This is a genomic window from Kitasatospora sp. NPDC091207 (assembly GCF_044768625.1).
Lineage (GTDB): Bacteria > Actinomycetota > Actinomycetes > Streptomycetales > Streptomycetaceae > Kitasatospora.
On record NZ_JBIVVS010000031.1, the window covers coordinates 18,213 to 35,844 of the forward strand.

Genomic DNA, 17,632 nt, shown 5'->3' on the forward strand with positions numbered 1-17,632 from the left:
GCCGGCCGGCCGACGCTCCCGTACCGACAGAAGAGACACCATGTCGTTGAAGCTCCTTTCCCTGATGCTGTGCGTGTTCGGCATCACCACCGGCGAGTTCGTCATCGCCGGCATCCTGCCGGACGTCGCCGCCGACCTCGACGTGTCGATCCCCGCGGCCGGGCTCCTGGTCACCGCGTACGCCATCGGAATGATCATCGGCGGTCCGGTGCTCACCGCACTGACCGCGCGGTACCCGCGCAAGCCGCTCATCGTCGGCCTGCTCGTCATCGTGATCGTCGGCAATGTGGCGTCCGCACTGGCGCCCGCGTACGCCGTGCTGTTCGTCGCGCGCGTGGTCACCGCCCTGGTGACCGCCACGTTCTTCGCCAACGCGATCGTGATCGCCGCGTCCACGGCCCCGGAGGGCAAGCAGGCCTCGACCGTGTCCAAGCTGGTCTTCGGGATGAACCTCTCGATGATGCTCGGCGCGCCCATCGGCACCTTCATCGGCGACCACTTCGGCTGGCGCGCGACCTTCGCCGTCATCGCCGGGGTCTGTCTGGTCGGTCTGGTCCTGGTGCTGCCGCTGGTGCCGGACGTCGCGGCCTCCACCACCAGCGCGGTGGCGGAGCTGCGGGTGTTCCGCGACCGCAACGTCCAACTGGCGATCGGCATCACCGCCGTCGCCAACATGGGCCTGCTCATGGTGTTCACCTACTTCTCGCCGCTGCTCACCGACCTCACCGGCTTCGCCGACGGGGCCGTCCCGCTGCTGCTGCTGGCGTACGGGGTGGGCGCGGCGGTCGGCAACTTCGTCGGCGGCTGGCTCTCCGACCGCTCCCTGATGGCCTCGCAGGTCGGCCTGCTGGGCCTGCTCACCGCGGGCCTGCTGGTGATGTGGGCGGTCAGCGACGGCACCGTGCTCACGGCGGTGATGGTGTTCGTGATCGGGGCGCTGGGCTTCTCCGTCATCCCCGGCATGCAGACCCGGGTGCTGACCACCGCCAGTTCGGCGCCGACCCTGGCGATCGCGGTGAACGCCTCCGGTTACCAGCTCGCCGCCGCCCTGGCCGGCTGGCTGGGCGGCCGGGTCATCGACGGCCCGGGCCTGCGCTCCGTCTACCTCGCCGCCGCCGCGGTCACCGTCCTCGGCATCCTGCTCAGCGCCTACGCCTGGCACCGCGACCGCACCGGCGGCAGCGGGGTGGCCGGCGCCGGCACCAAGGAGCGGGCGGCCGAGACCTCGCCGGCCTGACGCTCCGCCAGGCGGGGCCGCGCCCGGTGCGCCGGCCGGCCCCGCCGCTTCGCCCGGTCCCGTGCGGGGGCCGGGAGTCCCGCCGGGACCACCCGGCCGTCACTTCACGAGGGGCAACCATGGGTCGTGATTCCGTCCTGGTCACCGGCGACTGGGCCGAGCGCCGTCTCGGCACCGAAGGAGTGGTCTTCGTCGAGACCGGCAACGAGGACACCGAGTACCGCAAGGGCCATCTGCCGGGCGCGGTCTGGATCAACTGGAGCGAACTCCAGGACGACCTGCGGCTCGGCGTCGTCGACCGGGCGGCGTTCGGGCGGCTGATGCGGGCCAAGGGCATCGGCGAGCAGGACACCGTCGTGGTCCACTCGGCCAACGCCAACCTGCTGGCCACCCAGCTCTACTGGTACCTCACCCTCTACGGCCACCGGTCCGTGCGGCTGCTCGACGGCGGCCGCCGCAAGTGGGAGCTGGACGGCCGCCCGCTCACCACCGCGCTGCCCGACCGCCCGGCGACCGGCTACCTGGTCACCGAGCCGGACCCGTCGGTCCGGGCGACCAGGGACGACGTCCTCGCCGCCATCGGGCGGCGCAACATCCTCGACGTCCGGAGCCCGGAGGAGTTCTCCGGGCTGGTCTTCGCACCCGGTTTCGCCGGGGAGGCGTTCGCGGCCGGCCACAACCCCCATGAGGTGGCGCAGCGCTCCGGCCACGTCCCGGGCGCGGTCCACCTGCCCTGGGAGGCCGTCGTCGCGGCGGACGACACCTTCCGCTCCGACGAGGAGCTCGGCCGGCGGTTCGCCGGCCTGGAACCCTCCCTCGGCACCATCACCTACTGCTGGGTCGGTGCCCGCTCCGCGCACACCTGGTTCGTCCTGCGCGAGCTGCTGGGCTGGCCGGACGTCCGCAACTACGACGGCTCCTGGGCCGAGTACGGGTCGCTGATCGGCGCGCCGGTCGAACGCGGCACGCCCGGCGACTGAGCCGGGCACCTCCCCACCCCACTCCACGCTGATCCTCCGAGCCTGAAGGGAGCGGGGCCGGCCCGCCCCGGGCGGCCCCCACCACCTGCCATGAACGAACGCAACACGACGCAGTCCCCGCTCGGCGCGCCCGTCCGGGAGCGGCTGGCGGGCAAGGTCGCCCTGGTGACGGGCGCCAGTTCCGGCATCGGCGAGGCCACCGCGAAGGCCCTGGCCGCGCAGGGCGCGAGCGTGGTGCTGGCGGCCCGGCGGCGGAGCGAACTGGACCGGGTCGCCGGGGAGATCACCGCCGCCGGCGGCGCCGCGATCGCCGTCACGGCCGACGTCACGCTCGACGAGGACGTCGCGGCCGCCGTCCGCGCGGCCGAGCGGCACTACGGCGGCCTGGACATCGCCTTCAACAACGCCGGGACGCTGGGCACCCCGGGTCTGCTCGCCGACCAGAAGCCGGAGGCCTGGGCCGACGACCTCAGCCGGGTCCTCACCAGCGTCTTCCTGTCGATGCGGCACGAGATCCCGGCCCTGCGGCGGCGCGGCGGCGGGGTGATCGTCAACAACGCCTCCCAGCTGGGCGTGGTCGGGTTCGGTGCCGGGATCAGCGCCTACGTGGCCGGGAAGCACGGCGTGGTGGGCCTCACGAAGGCCGCCGCGCTGGAGTACGCCGGCGAGAACATCCGGGTCAACGCCCTGGCGCTGGCGTCCGTGGACACGCCGATGTACCGCTCCTCGGTGGGCGGCGACCAGGAGATGGCCGACATGTTCACCGCCCTGCACCCGCTCGGCCGGATCGCGAGCGCACGGGAGGCGGCCTCGGCGGTCGTCTACCTGGCCGGTGACGAGGCGGGCTTCTTCACCGGCTCGGTGCTGGTCATGGACGGTGGATGGACGGCCCGGTGACACCCGCGACCGCCGCCGGGCCCCAGCGGGCCGCCCGGGGCGTGCCCGAGGTCGTCGGCGGCGACCTCGAGGTGCCGCTGGTGACCGGGTCCTGGGTGCCGTACGCCAACCTCGACTACGCGGCGAGTACCCCGAGCCTGGCGGCCGTGCGGCACGAGGTGGACCGCATGCTGCCCTGGTACAGCAGCGTGCACCGCGGCGCCGGCTTCGCCTCCGCGGTCTCCACCCGGACCTACGAGCGGGCCCGGGACACGGTGCGCCGCTTCGTGGGCGCGGCCCCGGACGCCGAGGTGGTGTTCACCCGCAACACCACCGACGCGCTCAACCTGCTCGGCCGCGCGCTGCCCGCCGGCACGGCGGTCTTCCGGTTCTCCACCGACCACCACGCCGCCCTGCTGGCCTGGCGCGGCTCCGCGGTCCACCGGCTGGCCCGGCCGGCCACCGCGGCGGACGCGGTGACCGCGCTGGCGAAGGCGCTCGCCGACGCCCCCAGGGGGCCGAAACTGGTGGTGATCACCGGCGCGTCCAATGTGACCGGGGAGCTGTGGCCGGTCGCCGACCTGGCGGAGGTGGCCGGCACCCACGGCGCCCGCACCGTGCTGGACGCCGCCCAACTGGCCGGCCACCGGCCGCTGGACCTCGCCGGCTGGGGCGTGGACTGGGCCGCGCTCTCCGGGCACAAGCTGTACGCGCCGTTCGGCGCGGGCGCCCTGGTGGGCTCCGCCGACTGGCTGGACACCGCCGACCCCTATCTGGCCGGCGGCGGGGCCACCGCGCGGGTCGCCGAGGAGGACGGTCGGGAGAGCGTCCGCTGGGTGGGGCTGCCGCACCGGCACGAGGGCGGCTCCCCGAACGTGGTGGGCACCCACGCGATGGCGGTCGCCTGCCGGACACTGACCGCCACCGGCTGGGACGCCGTCACCCGGCACGAGCAGGCGCTGACGGCCCGGCTCCGCGGCGGGCTGGCGGCCGTCCCGGGGGTACGCCTGCTGGACCTGTGGCCGGGCGGGCACCAGCGGCTCGGCGTGGTCTCCTTCAGCGTCGCCCGCTGCGGCGACGTGCCCGCCGACCAGCGGCTGGTCGCCACCGCGCTCTCCGCGGAGTACGGGATCGGCGTCCGGGACGGCGCGTTCTGCGCCCACCAGGCGGTCCACACCCTGCTGAGCGACGCGCCCGGACACCAGGGCGACCGCGCGCTGCGCGCCAGCATCGGCCTCGGCACCACCGACGAGCACGTCGACCGCCTGGTGGCGGCGCTGGGGGAGCTGGTGCGGCGCGGACCGCGCTGGGCGTACGACCACCCGGAGGACGGCTGGCGGCCCGTGCCGGACCCCCGGCCGGTGCCGGAATTCCTCCGGTGAGCGGGAATCGCGCGGGCGGCGGAATTCCGGGGACCACGCGGGCGGCGGTATTCCGGGGACCACGCCCCGGGCGATTGTTCCTCAGTAGGCTCCGGGACCGGAAGGAGAGTGCCCGACATGACCGGACCACGCACGACCGAACACCTGGATGAATCCGGCCCGCCGGCCCGCCGATTCGGCGTCATGCTCTATCCGGACCAGCCTTTCCCGGTCCTGGTGGAGCGGCTGAGATGGCTGGAGGAACTCGGTTTCGACCAGGTGTTCGTACCCGATCACAGCGCGGACCTGCGAAACCCGAGCGGCCTCTGGTTCGACAGCTGGTCCGTGCTGGCCACGGCGGCGGTGACCACGCGCCGGATCCGGATCGGCACCCTGGTGGCCAACCAGATCCTGCGCCCGCCGGCCCAGCTGGCCAAGCAGGCGATCGCCCTCGACCACCTGTCCGGCGGCCGCTTCGACCTCGGCATCGGGGCCGGGCTGTTCCCCTGGGACCACCACAGCGTCGGCCAGGTGCCGTGGTCGCCCAAGGAGCGGGCCGAGCGGTTCGCGGACTACGTGGCGATCGTGGACGGCGTGCTGCGGGGCGGGGTGCTCAGCCACGAGGGGGCCCAGCTGTGGGTCAAGGACGTGGTGACGGTGCCCGGTTCGCTGCAGTCGCCGCGGCTGCCGCTGATCGTCGGCGGCCAGTCGCCGACGCTGATCCGGGTGGCGGCCGCGTGCGCCGACGCCTGGAACACCCACGGCCCGCCGGGCGCGAGCGCGCAGGAGGTGCTCGGCATCACCGCCGAGCAGAACCGCCGGCTGGACCGGCTCGCCGCCGAGGCGGGCCGCGACCCCGCGGACATCCGGCGCGGCTACACGATCTTCGGGCCCTGGGACCCGAGAAGAGGACAGCACGGCTACGAGGAGATCTTCGAACGCTTCACCGGAGCCGGTGTCGCGGAGTTCGTCCTCGACTGGCCGGGGGAGGCCCATCGGGAGGAATTCGAACGAGTCGCCCGTGAGGTGATTCCGCCGTTGCGCGACAGCTGACGGCGACCGCACACCACGGGGGATTTCACGACGCGATCCCGTCCGGCGGATCGGCCGGGAGTGACCCGGCCGATCCGGAACACCGTACGGGGGATCACAGGAATTCGGCGGTTCGTCGCGGACGGGAACGCCGGGGACGGGCACGTCGCCCAGGATTTCGCGTGAAGAGAAGGTGTGACAGAGATGATCGAAGACGTGGCCGGCACGGCCACCACGGGGGCTTCGGACAACGGGGGCGCGCTGGAGAACAGGGGTGTGCCGGAGAACAGGGCTGCGCCGGACGGCGGCGGGGTGACGGCGGACCCCCTGCGGGGGCGGGGCGGGATCACCGTGACCAAGGCCGACCGCCAGTACGAGGACCTGGTCAGCGGGCTCAACCAGCGCTACGTCGCGGCGCCCGACGCCATCCGGCTGGTGAGCACCACCGCGGAGGTGGTCACCGTCGTCCAGGAGGCCTTCGACCAGGGCAGGCGGCTGGCCGTGCGCTCCAGCGGGCACTGCTACGAGAACTTCGTCCACAACCCGGAGGTCCGGATCATCCTGGACATGTCCGGGATGCACGAGGTCGGCTACGACCCCGGGCTCAACGCGATCGCCGTCGAGTCGGGCGCGACCAACCTGCGCACCTACCAGACCCTCTACCCGGAGTGGGGCGTCGTCGTCCCCGCCGGGTTCTGCTACTCCGTCGCGATGGGCGGCCATGTCAGCGGCGGCGCCTGGGGACCGCTCTGCCGGCTGCACGGCCTGGTCGTCGACCACCTGTACGCGGTCGAGGTGGTCGTGGTCGACGAGAGCGGCCGGGCCCGCGCGGTGATCGGCACCCGCGACCCGGAGGACCCGCACCACGACCTCTGGTGGGCCCACACGGGCGGCGGGGGCGGCAACTTCGGCGTCGTCACCCGCTACTGGTTCCGCTCGCCGGACGCCACCGGGCGGGACCCGCGCGCCCTGCTGCCCAGGCCGCCCGAGGAACTCCTGGTCAGCGCCGTCAGCTGGCCGTGGGACGAGCTGAGCCGGGACGAGTTCGTCCGCCTGGCCCACAACTACGCCGACTGGCACGTGGCCCACCTCGGGCCCGACGACCCGGCCCGGGCGCTGATCAGCCAACTGGTGCTGAACCACCGCAGCGCCGGCCAGATCGGCATGCTCGTCCTGGTGGACGCCTCGGCGCCGGACGCCGAGCAGCTGCTCGCCGACTACCTGGAGCGGATCGGCGACGGCATCACCGTCGAGCGCGGCGCGCTGACCCGGCACATGGGCGAACTGCCCGCGCTGCCCCGGTTCGCCGCGCCGCGCCGGCTGCCCTGGCTCAAGGCGGTCCGGATGCTCGGCACCACCAACGGCGTGCTCAACGACCCGACGCTGCGCGCCGAGTACAAGTCCGCCTTCATGCGGGCCGGCTTCCCCGACCGGCAGCTCGACGCGCTCTACGAGCACCTCACCCGCGAGGACGTGGCCAACCCGGACATCAGCGTGCAACTGACCTCCTACGGCGGCCGGATCAACGCGGTCGACCCGGCGGCCACCGCGGCGCCGCACCGGGACGCGGCCTTCAAGATGCTCTGGCAGGTGTTCTGGAACGACCCCGCCGACGACGCCCGCAACATCGGCTGGGCCCGCGACTGCTACCGGGCGGTCTACGCCGACACCGGCGGTGTGCCGGTGCCGAACGGGATCACCGACGGCTGCTACGTGAACTACCCCGACATCGACCTCGGCGACCCGCTCCTCAACACCTCGGGGGTGCCCTGGCACGACCTCTACTACAAGGAGAACTACCCGCGTCTGCAGCGGATCAAGGCGGCGTGGGACCCGCACGACGTCTTCCGGCACGGCCAGTCCGTCGGGCTGCCCGCGGTCTGAGTGGTGGCCGGCGGGGTCGCCCGCTCCGCCGCGGCGCCCGGTTCCGTCCGGGCGCCGTGCGGGCGGGCGGCGCCCGGGCGGCGGGCGTTCGCGCCGTGCTCCACCGCTCTGTCCCGCCGCCGCCGCGCCCTGCCGCCGTGGTGTTCCGCCGCCGCCGTGTCCCCCGTGAAGGAGCCCTTCCGATGACCTCCCTGCTCGCGATATCCGCCAGCCCCTCGGCCGGCTCGCGCACCGCCGCGCTGACGGCCCATCTGGTCCGGCTCCTGGCCGAGGCCGGCTTCCGGACCGGGCACGTCCGGGTCCGCGACCTGCCGGCGGCGGAGCTGTTGGCCGGGCGGGCCGAGAGCGCCGTGCTGCGCGAGGCCCTCGACGCGGTGGCCGCCGCGGACGGCGTGGTGGTGGCGTCACCCGTGTACAACGCGGCCTACAGCGGACTGCTGAAGGCCTTCCTCGACGTGCTGCCCCGGTCCGGGCTGGCGGGCAAGACGGTGCTGCCGGTGATGACCGGCGGAAGCCTCGCGCACGCCCTCGCCCCCGACTACGCGCTGCGGCCGGTGCTGACGGCGCTCGGCGCCCGGTACGTCGTGCGCGGCGCGTTCGTCCTCGACGGGGCGATCGAGCCGCTCGACGGCGGCCCGCCGCGCCTGGCGCCGGACGCCGCGCCCCGGCTGGAGCAGGCGGTGGCGGACTTCCTCGCCGCGCTGCCGCCGGAGGTGCCCGGTGGGCTGCCCGCGGCCGGGCGGTCCGGGCCCGGCGCCCTCGCGCGGAGGTGACGCGGGCGGCCCCCGGGGTTCCGGGGACCGCCCGCGTCGATGGGCCGGGGTGCTCAGAGCTCGCGCCGCTCCTCGTCGTCGGCGCTGTGCGGCAGGGTGATCCCGTGCTGTGCGGCGAGCCGCAGCAGTCCGGCGATCCGTCCCTCGTAGGCCTGGACGCCGTCGGCGTCCTCCTCGGTCCGGGCTGCCGCGAGTTCCTTGCGGGCCTGGGTGAGCTGCTCGCGCAGCTCCTGGTCGAACATCGCTGTCATTGCCGGCCTCCACACCGGTCGGTGCCACTCCAGGGAACGCTCGGGGCAGTTCAGAGTCTACGAAGGTGAAGAACTCTTCAAGTCTTGCTCCCGTGGCGCCAGGGTGGCGTTTCCGGGGCGCGCGGCTCAGGTGTGCGCGCCCTTGTCGTGCTAGCACTTCAGCGCTAGCGTGAATTTCATGGGTAAGAAACAGCTGAACGTCCGGGTGGACGCCACCACCGCGGAGATGGCCCGGGAGCGGGCGGAACAGCAGGGGATCAGCATGAACCAGTACATCGAGCGCCTGGTCCAGCAGGACATGGGCGAGGCCGGGCGGGTGTTCGTCGACGCCGCCGCGCAGTTCATGAAGGAGTACGAGTCCTCCTTCCTGGCCGAGTTCGGCGAGCGCGGCGACCTCCAGGACGTGCGTCGTTGAACCTGGAGGTCGACCTCTCGTGGCTGCTCATGACAGCCGAGCAGTACACGCCCGGTGACCCGCAGGTCACCGACTACGGATCGCTGCTCGCGGCGGTCGCCCGCCACCAGGCCGAGATCTTCGACATCGCCGTCTACCCCGAACCGCAGGACCGCGCCGCCGCCCTGATGCACCAGCTCATCCGGGTGCCGGCCCTGGAGAAGACCAACGAACTGTTCGCCACCGCCGTCGCCTACGCCTACCTGGTGGCCAGCGGCTGCACGGTCGCCACCACCGCCCGCGAGGTGCGCAGCCTCGCCCGGGCGATCCGCGAGGGGCGGCTCGGCGTGTCCGGCGTGGCCGAGCGGCTGGCCGCGTGGGTGGTGGACGAGGCCGAGGGCGAGGACGTCAGCGGCGAGGACGACAACGAGGAGTAGGGCGGGGGTGCGCGACGGCCGGTTCTCGGGCCGGGCGGGCTTCGGGCCGGGCGGCGGCGCGGCCGGTCAGGCCCCGGCCGGCCCGGTCGCGGCGGGTTCGGTCGCGGCGGGTTCGGCGATCAGGGCGGTCGCGAACGGGCGGAAGCCCGCCCGGCGGTAGATCCGGGCGACGTCCTCGTCGGCGGCGGACAGGAAGACCGTCCGCACGCCGTTCGCCCGCGCGTGCGCGACCAGCGCCGCCGTCACCGCCAGGCCGAGGCCGCGCCGGCGCGCCGCCGGCAGGGTGCCGACACCGGCCACCTCGGTGACCGCGCCGACCGGGTTGTGCTGGCCCGCGCAGAGCGCCGTACCGTCCTGGATGGCCGCGGCGAGCACGGTGAGCCCGGCGGTGATCCGCCCGGCGATCCGCGCGACCGCGCCGTCCGAGGCCAACTGCTCGGCGGTCACGGCCAGTTCGTCCGGTCCGGCGAGGCCGAGGCCGGTGCCGGGCTCACCGAACGCCAGGTGCGGGACGGCGGTCGCGCTCGCGAGGTCGGGATCCGCCGGGGACAGGACGCGCACCGACACCCCCGCGGGCAGCTCGGGCCCCGGCAGGGCGGGCTCCTCGTCCGGGCCCAGCGCCAGCAGCGGGTGCTCGTGCACCGCCAGCCCGGCCTCCTCCACCGCCGCGCGCAGCAGGGGATCGTGCTCGGCCACCCACTCGAAGGCCTGCGGCGCGCCCAGCTCGCGCTGGCGGGCCAGCACCCGCCGGACGTCCTCGGCGGTGACCGCCGGACCGGTGTGGCCGAGTGCCGGGCGGGCGTAGTACGGCCAGCCCTCGCCCTCGCGGACGAACAGGCTCAGCGGACCGAAGTCCTCGACGCGGGCGGAGCCGCGCGGCACCGCGTCGTAGTAGTGCTCGATCTCGTCGAGGAGGGGGCGGTGGGCGGGATCAAGATCGGCGGAAGTCACGCGGTGCATCCAAGCAGGCCTGTCACGTTCCTGCCAGCCTTTTTGCCGCCGCTGCGCGGTCGGTGGGGTGCGGTTGCGCGGTCGCCGCGCGGTCGGTGGGCTGCCGCCGCGCGGCCGGTGTGCGGTCGGTCCGGCGCGCCGGGAGCCCGGGCATTTCGGACCGATTGTTGCCGAATGCTTACAGGCCGGGCGATCTTGTGTGCGGACCCCGTGGCATCCTGGGGCTTTTACAGCTCCGCCGGACGGATCGGCGGGCGTCGGCACGGGGAGAGGCGAGGGGGATGACAGGCTCATGAGGCTCTGCTTTCTGGTCGAGGAGCACTACCGGCACGACGGCATGCCGCTCGACGTGGTGCGCCAACTCACCGCCTGGGGGCACCGGGTGGACGTGCTGCGCCCGGGGAACTCGCTGATGGCGATCTCCGAGGCGGTGCGGGCCGGCAGCCATGACGCCTGGGTGCTCAAGACCGTCTCCGGCGGCCCCGGCCTGACCCTCCTGGAAGCCGCCGCCGCCGTCGGCCTCACCACCGTCAACGACGTCCGTTCCATCCGCGGTGTCCGGGACAAGGCGCTGGCCGCGGTGATCGCGCGGACCCGTGGCCTGCCCGTCCCGGTGACCTACGCCGCCGCCCGCTGGGAGCGGCTCGCCGAGATCCCGGCCTCCGAGTACCCCCTGGTGGTCAAGCCCGCCGACGGCAGCTCCGGACGGGCCGTGCGGCTCGTCCCCACCCCCGACCACCTCGTCGAACTCGGTCCCGAACTGGCCGGCGAGGGCCTGCTGATCGCCCAGCCCTACGTGCCCAACTCCGGCACCGATCTCAAGGTGTACTGCGTCGACGGCGAGCTCTACGCGACCGAGCGCTGCTCCCCGATCCACCCCGGCCAGGGCGTGCGCGAACGGCAGGTGCCGCTCAGCGGCGACGTCGCGCGGATCGCCGCGCAGGTCGGCGAGGTCTTCGGTCTCGACCTCTACGGCGTCGACGTCCTGCTCGGCCCGGACGGACCGGTGGTCGTCGACATCAACGACTTCCCCAGCTTCCGCCAGGTGCCCGACGCGGTCGCCCGGGTCTCCCGCGCCGTGCTGCGGCTGGCCCGCACCGGCACGGCGGTCTCCGCTCCGGCGCCCGCGCTGGACCAGGCGCCGGCCGTCCCGGTGGCGGAGCCGGTACGGCTGCCCGCGCAGGGCACGGCCGTGGGCGTGGGCGGCGCGGGGCTGATCGACGGCCTGGGTCGCGGCGACCTCGTCAACGGGGCCGTGGGCGGCGCGATATGAGGATCTGCCTGCTCACCGCCGATCCCGGCCATCCGCTGCTCGCCGCCACCGCCGCGCTGCTGTCCCCCCGCCACCGGGTCGAGAGCCTCGACCCGAACCGCGACGACCTCCCGGCCGCCGAACTCCTCGGCCCCGGCCCGCTCGCCGACGTCTACCTGCTCAAGGCCCGCACTCCGCGGGCCCTCGCGCTCGCTCGCCACCTGGAGGAGCGCGGCGCCCCCGTCGTCAACTCGGCCGCCGCGACCGCGTTCTGCCAGGACCGCACGGACATGGCCGATCTCGCCGGCCGGTCGGGCCTGCCGTTCGCCGCCACCCGCACCGCCGCCACCATCGCCGGACTGCCCGCCCTCGACCACCCGTCGGTGATCAAGAGCCGCCACAGTCGCCGCGGTGACCTGGTCGCCCGCGTCGACGACGCCGCCGGACTGCGCGCCCTCGCCGAGGCGTGGCCCGACGAACCCGTGGTGGCCCAGCCCTACCTCGCCGGCACCGGCTGGGACCAGAAGCTCTGGGTCGTCGCCGGGCAGGTCTTCTGCGCCCGCCGCCGCTCCGAACTCTCCGAACCCGCCGGCGCACCCGACGGCGGCGGGCCGTTCGGCCCCCGGGAGCTGCCCGCCGACCGTGCCGAGCTGGCCCGCCGGGTCGGCGAGGTCTTCGGCCTCGACGTCTACGGCGTCGACCTGCTCGACGGTCCGGCCGAACCGGTCATCGTCGACATCAACGCCTTCCCCGGCATCCGCGGCCAGGCCGGCGCCCCCGAAGCCCTCGCCGCGCTCGCCCTGCGGGTGGCCCGCCACGGCGTCGAGGCCCGGCAGGCCGGCGGCCTCCGCCTCCCGGCACAGCGCGATGCGCGCCAGGACACCGCCGGTCGTTAGGCTTGGCCCTTCCGGCCGGACCGCACGACCGGACGGCGAGAGAAGACGGACGTTGCTGCAGGACATCCAGCCCTACCTGGCCTGCCCGCACTGCGCGCAGGGCCTCACCCCCGACGGGCGCGCCCTGCGCTGTCCCACCGGGCACAGCTTCGACATCGCCAAGCAGGGCTATGTCAGCCTGCTCGCGGGCGACGCGCACACCGGCACCGGTGACACCGCCGAGATGGTCGCCGCCCGCAGCGACTTCCTCGCCGCCGGCCACTACCGCCCGATCGCCGCGGCCCTCGCCGACGCCGCCGCCGGGGCCCTCGCCGACGCCGCACCGGACGGCCTGGTCGCCGACCTCGGCGCCGGCACCGGCCACTATCTCGCCCACGTCCTGGACGCCCTGCCGGGCCGGTCCGGCGCCGCCCTCGACATCTCCAAGTACGCGCTGCGCCGCGCCGCCAGGGCCCACCCCCGGATCGGCGCCGTGGTGTGCGACGCCTGGCGTCCGCTGCCGCTGCTGGACGGCACCGCCGATCTCGTCCTCAACGTCTTCGCGCCGCGCAACGGTCCCGAGATCCGCCGCGTGCTGCGGCCCGGCGGCACCCTGCTGCTGGTCTCGCCGACCCCACGCCATCTGCGCGAACTGGTCGGCGCGCTCGGCCTGCTCTCGGTCGACGAGGAGAAGCAGCGCCGGATCGACGAGAAGCTCGGCCCCCATCTGACCCCGGTCGGGCGGCAGGAGGTCGAGTTCGGGCTGCGGCTGTCCGCCGCCGACGTCCGCACGGTCGTCGGGATGGGCCCGAGCGCCTGGCACACCGACCAGGAGCGGCTGGCCGCCCGGCTCGCCGCCCTGCCGGACCCGGTCGAGGTCACCGCCTCCGTGACGGTCGCCGCCTACCGGCGCTGAGCGGGGGTGCCCGCCCCCGGGGCCGCGGACGTCTCCGGGGCGCTCCCGGACCGGCGCTCTCCCCGGGGCCTCCCGGCCCGGTCCCCGGGTGCCGCGGTAGGGCCGGCCCCGGGAACGCCGGCCCGTCGGGCCGCGGCGTCGGTGGCGCCTCATGTCCGTGGCGCCTCGTGTCGGTGGCGCCTCATTGGGATGAATCTGGCGGGCAGGCACGTTTCTGCCGCCCGAGCGGCGGCTAACGTCCGACGGGTGAACCGCGACGCCACCCGGCCCGCCGTGCCGGCCCACCCCCACCAGCGGACGCCGGACCCCGGTCCGCCCTCCGTCCAGCGCCCCACCGTCGAGGAGATCCGGCTCACCTCGTTCAAGTCGTACCGGCGCGCGGTCCTGCCGCTCGCGCCCCTCACCGTGCTGTACGGGCCCGCCGGTGTCGGCAAGTCCAACGCCCTCGACGCCCTCGCGGTCCTCTCCCGGCTCGCCCTCGGCGAGGAGATCACCGACTCCCTGAACGGTCTGCCCGGGCTAGGCGGCCCCCTCACGACGCCCGTCCGAGGCGGCCTCGACGGCTGCGTCCCGCACGGCCGCGACGCCGTCATCCTGGGCTGCACCGTCCGCTCCGACCAGGGGCCGATCCGGCTGGAACTGGTCATCCGCACCGACGGACCGGTCCGGATCGCCCGTGAACAGCTCACCCTCGACGGCCGGATCCTCGTCGAGACCGGCGAACAGGACCTCCGCCGGCAGCGCGTCAACGTCGGCTGGCACAACGACACCCGGCAGGGCGACATCCGCGCTCCCTTCCCGAACACCACCCTGATCACCGCCCAGATCCCCCTGCGCGTCGCCGGGTCCTCACCCGGCGAACGCACGGTGCTGGCCGCCACCGAACAGGTGCTCACCGCCCTGCGCGAGGTCTTCCCCGTCCACCCCGTGCCCGGGCTGATGCGCGACTGGGCCCGCCCCGACCCGCAGGCCCGGCTGCTCAGTACCGCCGCCAACATCTCCGCCGTGATCGCCCGGCTCAGCAACGAATGCGGCCGCCGCTACGGCCGGCTGCTCCGCGTCGTCCAGTCCGCCGCCCCGCACCCCCTGCTCGGACTCGACCTGGCCCGCCGCGGTGCCGGCGCCGACGAGCGGGTCCTCGCCGTCTTCGACGAGGGCGTCCTCGGCCGCACCGGCGCGGACCAGGCCTCCGACGGCATGCTGCGCCACCTCGCGTTCGCCGCCGTCCTGCTCACCGGCGCCGGCGTTCTCGACCTCGACGCGGCCGAGGTGCCCTGGGCGCACCGGCAGCTCACCGTGCTCGCCGAGGACCTCGGCGCCGGACTCGGCACCGAGCAGGCGGCCTCGCTGCTGCGGCTCGCCGGGGAGATGGCCGGGCGCGACCAACTGCGGGTGCTGGCCGCCCTCCAGGAGCCGGCCGCGGCGCGGGAGGCGTTCGGCGGGCCCGGTGAGCTGCCGCCGGGGGTCGCCCTGGTCGAGTGCCGGCGCGATCCCGGCTCCGGGCACAGCGTGTTGCGTGCGGAGACCGCGCGGGTGCCGGCCCAGGCGGCGCGCGGGGAGGGCGCGGTGGCAGGGGCGGGTTCGGGTGCGCCGACCGGTTCGGGCGCGGGTGCGCGGCCGGGTGCGCGGTCGGGTGCGGAGTCGGGCGCGCGGGCGGTGGGTGCCTCGGGAGCCGCCGGCGGACCGCGACCGGCGGGCGTGGCGCTGGATGAGGTAGACCTGGACGGGTGAGCGAACGAGAGACGGAACCGGCGGACCCGACCCTGGAGAGCCTGCGGCAGCGGCTGACGGAGTTCGCGGCGGAACGCCGCTGGGAGCCCTTCCACACGCCGAAGAACCTGGCCGCGGCGCTGACCGTGGAGGCCGGGGAACTGCTGGAGATCTTCCAGTGGCTCACCCCCGAGCAGGCCGGCTCGGTGATGTCCGAGCCGGACAGCGCGCACCGGGTGCGGGACGAGGTCGCCGACGTCCTCGCGTACCTGCTGCAGTTCTGCACCGCGGTGGGGGTGGACCCGCTGACCGCCCTGGCCGCCAAGATCGAGCGCAATGAGCTGCGGTTCCCGGCGCCCGGGGCCGGGCCCGGTCCGGGTCCGGGGGCGGGGGCGGGGTCCGGCGCCTGAGTCTGAGCCTGGGTCGGAATCCGGTGTGCGGGGCTCAGGGGCCGGGGCGCCGGAGTCAATCGAGGTGTGGGTGACTCACCCCTGCGAGGGACAAGAGTTGTCCACACCCCCGGGGTTGTCCACAGGTTCCGAGGGGGTGGCTGCGCCGATCCCTTCGTCGGCGCACGCTTTCGCCGTGACCAGGTGCCCACCCGTCGCAGGACGGGGCGGGCACGGTGCGAACGCGTGGAAGGGGTGGCCGCCGATGGAGGCGCTGCGACTGATCAAGACGGCCCGGCACGCCCTGGCCGAGGCCAGGAACGTGTCCGACGTGCTGCTGGAGGCGCGACAGGCCGCGCTGCTCACCGAGGCGGTGGGTGCCCGGCTGGCAGAGCTGGACGACACCGGGCCGGAGGACGCCGAGCTGGCCGGCCTCGGCCAGCAACTGGCCGAGGCCGGTGCCCACGCCGCGGGCTGCCTCGACCAGTCCTCGGGCGATTCATCCGCCCTGCTGGGGCTGGGCATCGGTGGACGCGCCGGGCGGCTGACCGAGCTCGGCGCCCTCGGCCCGGCGCTGGAGGAGCTCCTCGGGCTGCTCCAGGAGGTCGGGGAGACGCTGGTGGTGCTGGCCTGCGGGGCCGATACCGAGAGCCTCTACTGGACGTGCATCGACGGGGTCGACGCCGGCGCCGACTGCAGGGACGTGGTGGGCCGGCTGCGGGAGTCCGTCCGGCGGGCCGAGGACGGTGAGGCGGCGGCGGGCGGTGCGGCCGGTCCACCGGGGCTCCCGGCACCGGCCGCCGAACAGGGGGCGCCGTTACTGGTGCTCAGGATCGGCCCGCCGGGTGATGGCGGGCCGGGGCGGGAGGCCCTGCGACCGGGCTACCGGATGCCGGGCCCGGCCGGCGCGCCGGAGGTGTCCGTGCCGATGGGGTAGGCGGTCGGGGCGGGGCTTCGCGGACTGAGGCCTGCAGGTCGGCGGCCCCGGGAGGGGGTGGGGGTGGGAGGGGCGGGGGTGGGCCCCAGGAACCGGGCAGACGGGAACCGGGGGAAGCGCCCGACAGAGAGCCGAAAGCCCCGGAACAGGCCCGAAAGCCCCCGGAACAGCCGGAAGCCCCGGCGCCGCCGAAGCGGTGCCGGGGCCCGAGACCTCGAAGGAGGCGATCAGTTGTGCGCGTGCAGCTCGGCGTTCAGACCGCCCCAGGAGCCGGCCCGGGCGATGACCTCGACCGCGCCGGTCTGCGAGTTGCGGCGGAAGAGGAGGTTGTCCTGGCCGGACAGCTCCACCGCCTTCGCCACCTTGCCGTCCGGGGTGGTCACCCGGGTGCCGGCGGTGACGTAGAGGCCGGCCTCGACCACGCAGTCGTTGCCCAGCGAGATGCCGATACCGGCGTTGGCGCCGAGCAGGCAGCGCTCGCCGACCGAGACGACCTGCTTGCCGCCGCCCGACAGGGTGCCCATGATCGAGGAGCCGCCGCCGATGTCGCTGTGGTCGCCGACCACGACACCCGCGCTGATCCGGCCCTCGACCATGGAGGTGCCCAGGGTGCCGGCGTTGAAGTTGACGAAGCCCTCGTGCATCACGGTGGTGCCGGCGGCCAGGTGCGCGCCGAGCCGGACGCGGTCCGCGTGAGCGATGCGCACACCGGAGGGGGCCACGTAGTCGGTCATCCGGGGGAACTTGTCGATCCCGTACACGGCGAGCTGGCCGCCCTGGGCGCGGACGGCCAGCCGGGCCTGCTCGACCTTGTCCACCTGCACCGGGCCGATGCTGGTCCACGCCACGTTGGCGAGCAGGCCGAACAGGCCGTCCAGGTTCTGGCCGTGCGGCTTCACCAGACGGTGGCTCAGCAGGTGCAGGCGCAGGTAGGCGTCGTGCGCGTCGATCGGCTTCTCGTCGAGCGAGGCGATCGTGGTGCGCACGGCGACCACCTCCACGCCGCGGCGCGCGTCGGCGCGCAGCGCCTCGGCGGCGCCGGCGCCCAGCTCGGTCTCGGCCTGCTCGGCGGTCAGGCGGACGGTGCCGGCCGGGCCGGGCTCGGCGGCCAGCGCGGGGGCGGGGTACCAGGTGTCGAGGACGGTGCCGTCGGCGGCGATGGTGGCCAGACCGACGGCAACGGCGCCGCTTGCGAGGGAGGTGGATTCTGCAGTCACATCGTGCACGTTAACGAATACGGGGCGCCGGTGCCGAACACGCTCACCGTGCGGACAGCGCGGCGGGCCGTCCCGGGCCGCGCCGGTGCCGGTGCCGGAGGTGGTGGAGACCGGGGTCGCGGCAGGTCATCGCGGGGGGCCGCCCGGGGGCCGCGCCGTT

18 protein-coding genes are annotated in these 17,632 nt (G+C 74.8%); 15 read left to right on the forward strand and 3 right to left on the reverse strand.

What is annotated here, in order from left to right:
* Window positions 1-40: 40 nt before the first annotated feature.
* From ACIQTO_RS33515 to ssuE, 7 genes are all read left to right on the forward strand, one after another.
* Window positions 41-1,237 carry an MFS transporter gene (locus ACIQTO_RS33515; RefSeq protein WP_402396155.1) on the forward strand — a complete coding sequence of 399 codons (1,197 nt, stop codon included), beginning with the start codon at window positions 41-43 and terminating at the stop codon, window positions 1,235-1,237.
* Window positions 1,238-1,356: 119 nt separating this feature from the next.
* Window positions 1,357-2,217 carry a sulfurtransferase gene (locus tag ACIQTO_RS33520; RefSeq protein WP_402396158.1) on the forward strand — a complete coding sequence of 287 codons (861 nt, stop codon included), beginning with the start codon at window positions 1,357-1,359 and terminating at the stop codon, window positions 2,215-2,217.
* Window positions 2,218-2,307: 90 nt separating this feature from the next.
* Window positions 2,308-3,114, forward strand: coding sequence for an SDR family oxidoreductase (locus tag ACIQTO_RS33525; RefSeq protein WP_402396159.1), 807 nt, complete (start codon window positions 2,308-2,310; stop codon window positions 3,112-3,114).
* Entirely contained in the window at window positions 3,111-4,475 is a 1,365-nt protein-coding gene (locus tag ACIQTO_RS33530) for an aminotransferase class V-fold PLP-dependent enzyme (RefSeq protein WP_402396161.1), read from the forward strand. Before ACIQTO_RS33525 ends, ACIQTO_RS33530 begins: the two co-directional genes overlap by 4 nt.
* Window positions 4,476-4,592: 117 nt before the next feature.
* Window positions 4,593-5,507: an LLM class flavin-dependent oxidoreductase gene (locus ACIQTO_RS33535; protein WP_402396164.1), complete on the forward strand. Its 915-nt coding sequence runs from the start codon at window positions 4,593-4,595 to the stop codon at window positions 5,505-5,507.
* A 183-nt stretch (window positions 5,508-5,690) separates the two neighbouring features.
* Complete coding sequence (locus ACIQTO_RS33540) at window positions 5,691-7,370, forward strand: FAD-binding oxidoreductase (RefSeq protein WP_402396166.1); 1,680 nt, start codon at window positions 5,691-5,693, stop codon at window positions 7,368-7,370.
* 182 nt (window positions 7,371-7,552) lie between these two features.
* Complete coding sequence (gene ssuE, locus ACIQTO_RS33545) at window positions 7,553-8,143, forward strand: NADPH-dependent FMN reductase (protein ID WP_402396169.1); 591 nt, start codon at window positions 7,553-7,555, stop codon at window positions 8,141-8,143.
* Window positions 8,144-8,196: 53 nt separating this feature from the next.
* On the opposite strand, the gene ACIQTO_RS33550 is transcribed toward ssuE, so the two are convergent.
* Window positions 8,197-8,394 (reverse strand): hypothetical protein, encoded by a 198-nt coding sequence (locus ACIQTO_RS33550; protein ID WP_402396172.1) that lies wholly within the window; start codon window positions 8,392-8,394, stop codon window positions 8,197-8,199.
* Window positions 8,395-8,572: 178 nt separating this feature from the next.
* Here ACIQTO_RS33550 and ACIQTO_RS33555 point away from each other — a divergent pair, with 178 nt between their 5' ends.
* Both ACIQTO_RS33555 and ACIQTO_RS33560 read left to right on the forward strand, forming a co-directional pair.
* Window positions 8,573-8,809, forward strand: a complete 237-nt coding sequence (locus tag ACIQTO_RS33555) for a toxin-antitoxin system HicB family antitoxin (RefSeq protein WP_380576310.1) — start codon at window positions 8,573-8,575, stop codon at window positions 8,807-8,809.
* A complete protein-coding gene (locus ACIQTO_RS33560; RefSeq protein ID WP_402396174.1) occupies window positions 8,806-9,225 on the forward strand; it encodes a fic family toxin-antitoxin system, toxin component in 420 nt (139 codons plus the stop codon). The genes ACIQTO_RS33555 and ACIQTO_RS33560 overlap by 4 nt, the downstream gene beginning before the upstream one ends.
* A gap of 66 nt (window positions 9,226-9,291) precedes the next feature.
* On the opposite strand, the gene ACIQTO_RS33565 is transcribed toward ACIQTO_RS33560, so the two are convergent.
* Window positions 9,292-10,185, reverse strand: coding sequence for a GNAT family N-acetyltransferase (locus tag ACIQTO_RS33565; protein ID WP_402396177.1), 894 nt, complete (start codon window positions 10,183-10,185; stop codon window positions 9,292-9,294).
* Between the two features lie 283 nt (window positions 10,186-10,468).
* Between ACIQTO_RS33565 and ACIQTO_RS33570 the strand changes: the two genes are divergently transcribed.
* The 6 genes from ACIQTO_RS33570 to ACIQTO_RS33595 all read left to right on the forward strand — a co-directional run bounded on the left by ACIQTO_RS33570 (window position 10,469) and on the right by ACIQTO_RS33595 (window position 16,255).
* A complete protein-coding gene (locus ACIQTO_RS33570; protein WP_402396179.1) occupies window positions 10,469-11,449 on the forward strand; it encodes a RimK family alpha-L-glutamate ligase in 981 nt (326 codons plus the stop codon).
* Complete coding sequence (locus tag ACIQTO_RS33575) at window positions 11,446-12,324, forward strand: RimK family alpha-L-glutamate ligase (protein ID WP_402396181.1); 879 nt, start codon at window positions 11,446-11,448, stop codon at window positions 12,322-12,324. Before ACIQTO_RS33570 ends, ACIQTO_RS33575 begins: the two co-directional genes overlap by 4 nt.
* Before the next feature lie 52 nt (window positions 12,325-12,376).
* Window positions 12,377-13,219 carry a putative RNA methyltransferase gene (locus tag ACIQTO_RS33580; protein ID WP_402396183.1) on the forward strand — a complete coding sequence of 281 codons (843 nt, stop codon included), beginning with the start codon at window positions 12,377-12,379 and terminating at the stop codon, window positions 13,217-13,219.
* 246 nt (window positions 13,220-13,465) lie between these two features.
* Window positions 13,466-14,950, forward strand: a complete 1,485-nt coding sequence (locus ACIQTO_RS33585) for an AAA family ATPase (RefSeq protein WP_402396186.1) — start codon at window positions 13,466-13,468, stop codon at window positions 14,948-14,950.
* The gene (locus ACIQTO_RS33590) at window positions 14,947-15,339 is read left to right on the forward strand and encodes a nucleotide pyrophosphohydrolase (RefSeq protein ID WP_402396189.1); all 393 of its coding nucleotides are present in this window, start codon (window positions 14,947-14,949) and stop codon (window positions 15,337-15,339) included. Before ACIQTO_RS33585 ends, ACIQTO_RS33590 begins: the two co-directional genes overlap by 4 nt.
* 244 nt (window positions 15,340-15,583) lie before the next feature.
* Entirely contained in the window at window positions 15,584-16,255 is a 672-nt protein-coding gene (locus ACIQTO_RS33595) for a DUF6099 family protein (protein WP_402396192.1), read from the forward strand.
* A 227-nt stretch (window positions 16,256-16,482) separates the two neighbouring features.
* Here the strand turns inward: ACIQTO_RS33595 and dapD are convergent, their stop codons facing one another.
* Window positions 16,483-17,472: a 2,3,4,5-tetrahydropyridine-2,6-dicarboxylate N-succinyltransferase gene (dapD, locus tag ACIQTO_RS33600; protein WP_402396194.1), complete on the reverse strand. Its 990-nt coding sequence runs from the start codon at window positions 17,470-17,472 to the stop codon at window positions 16,483-16,485.
* Between the last annotated feature and the right edge of the window lie 160 nt (window positions 17,473-17,632).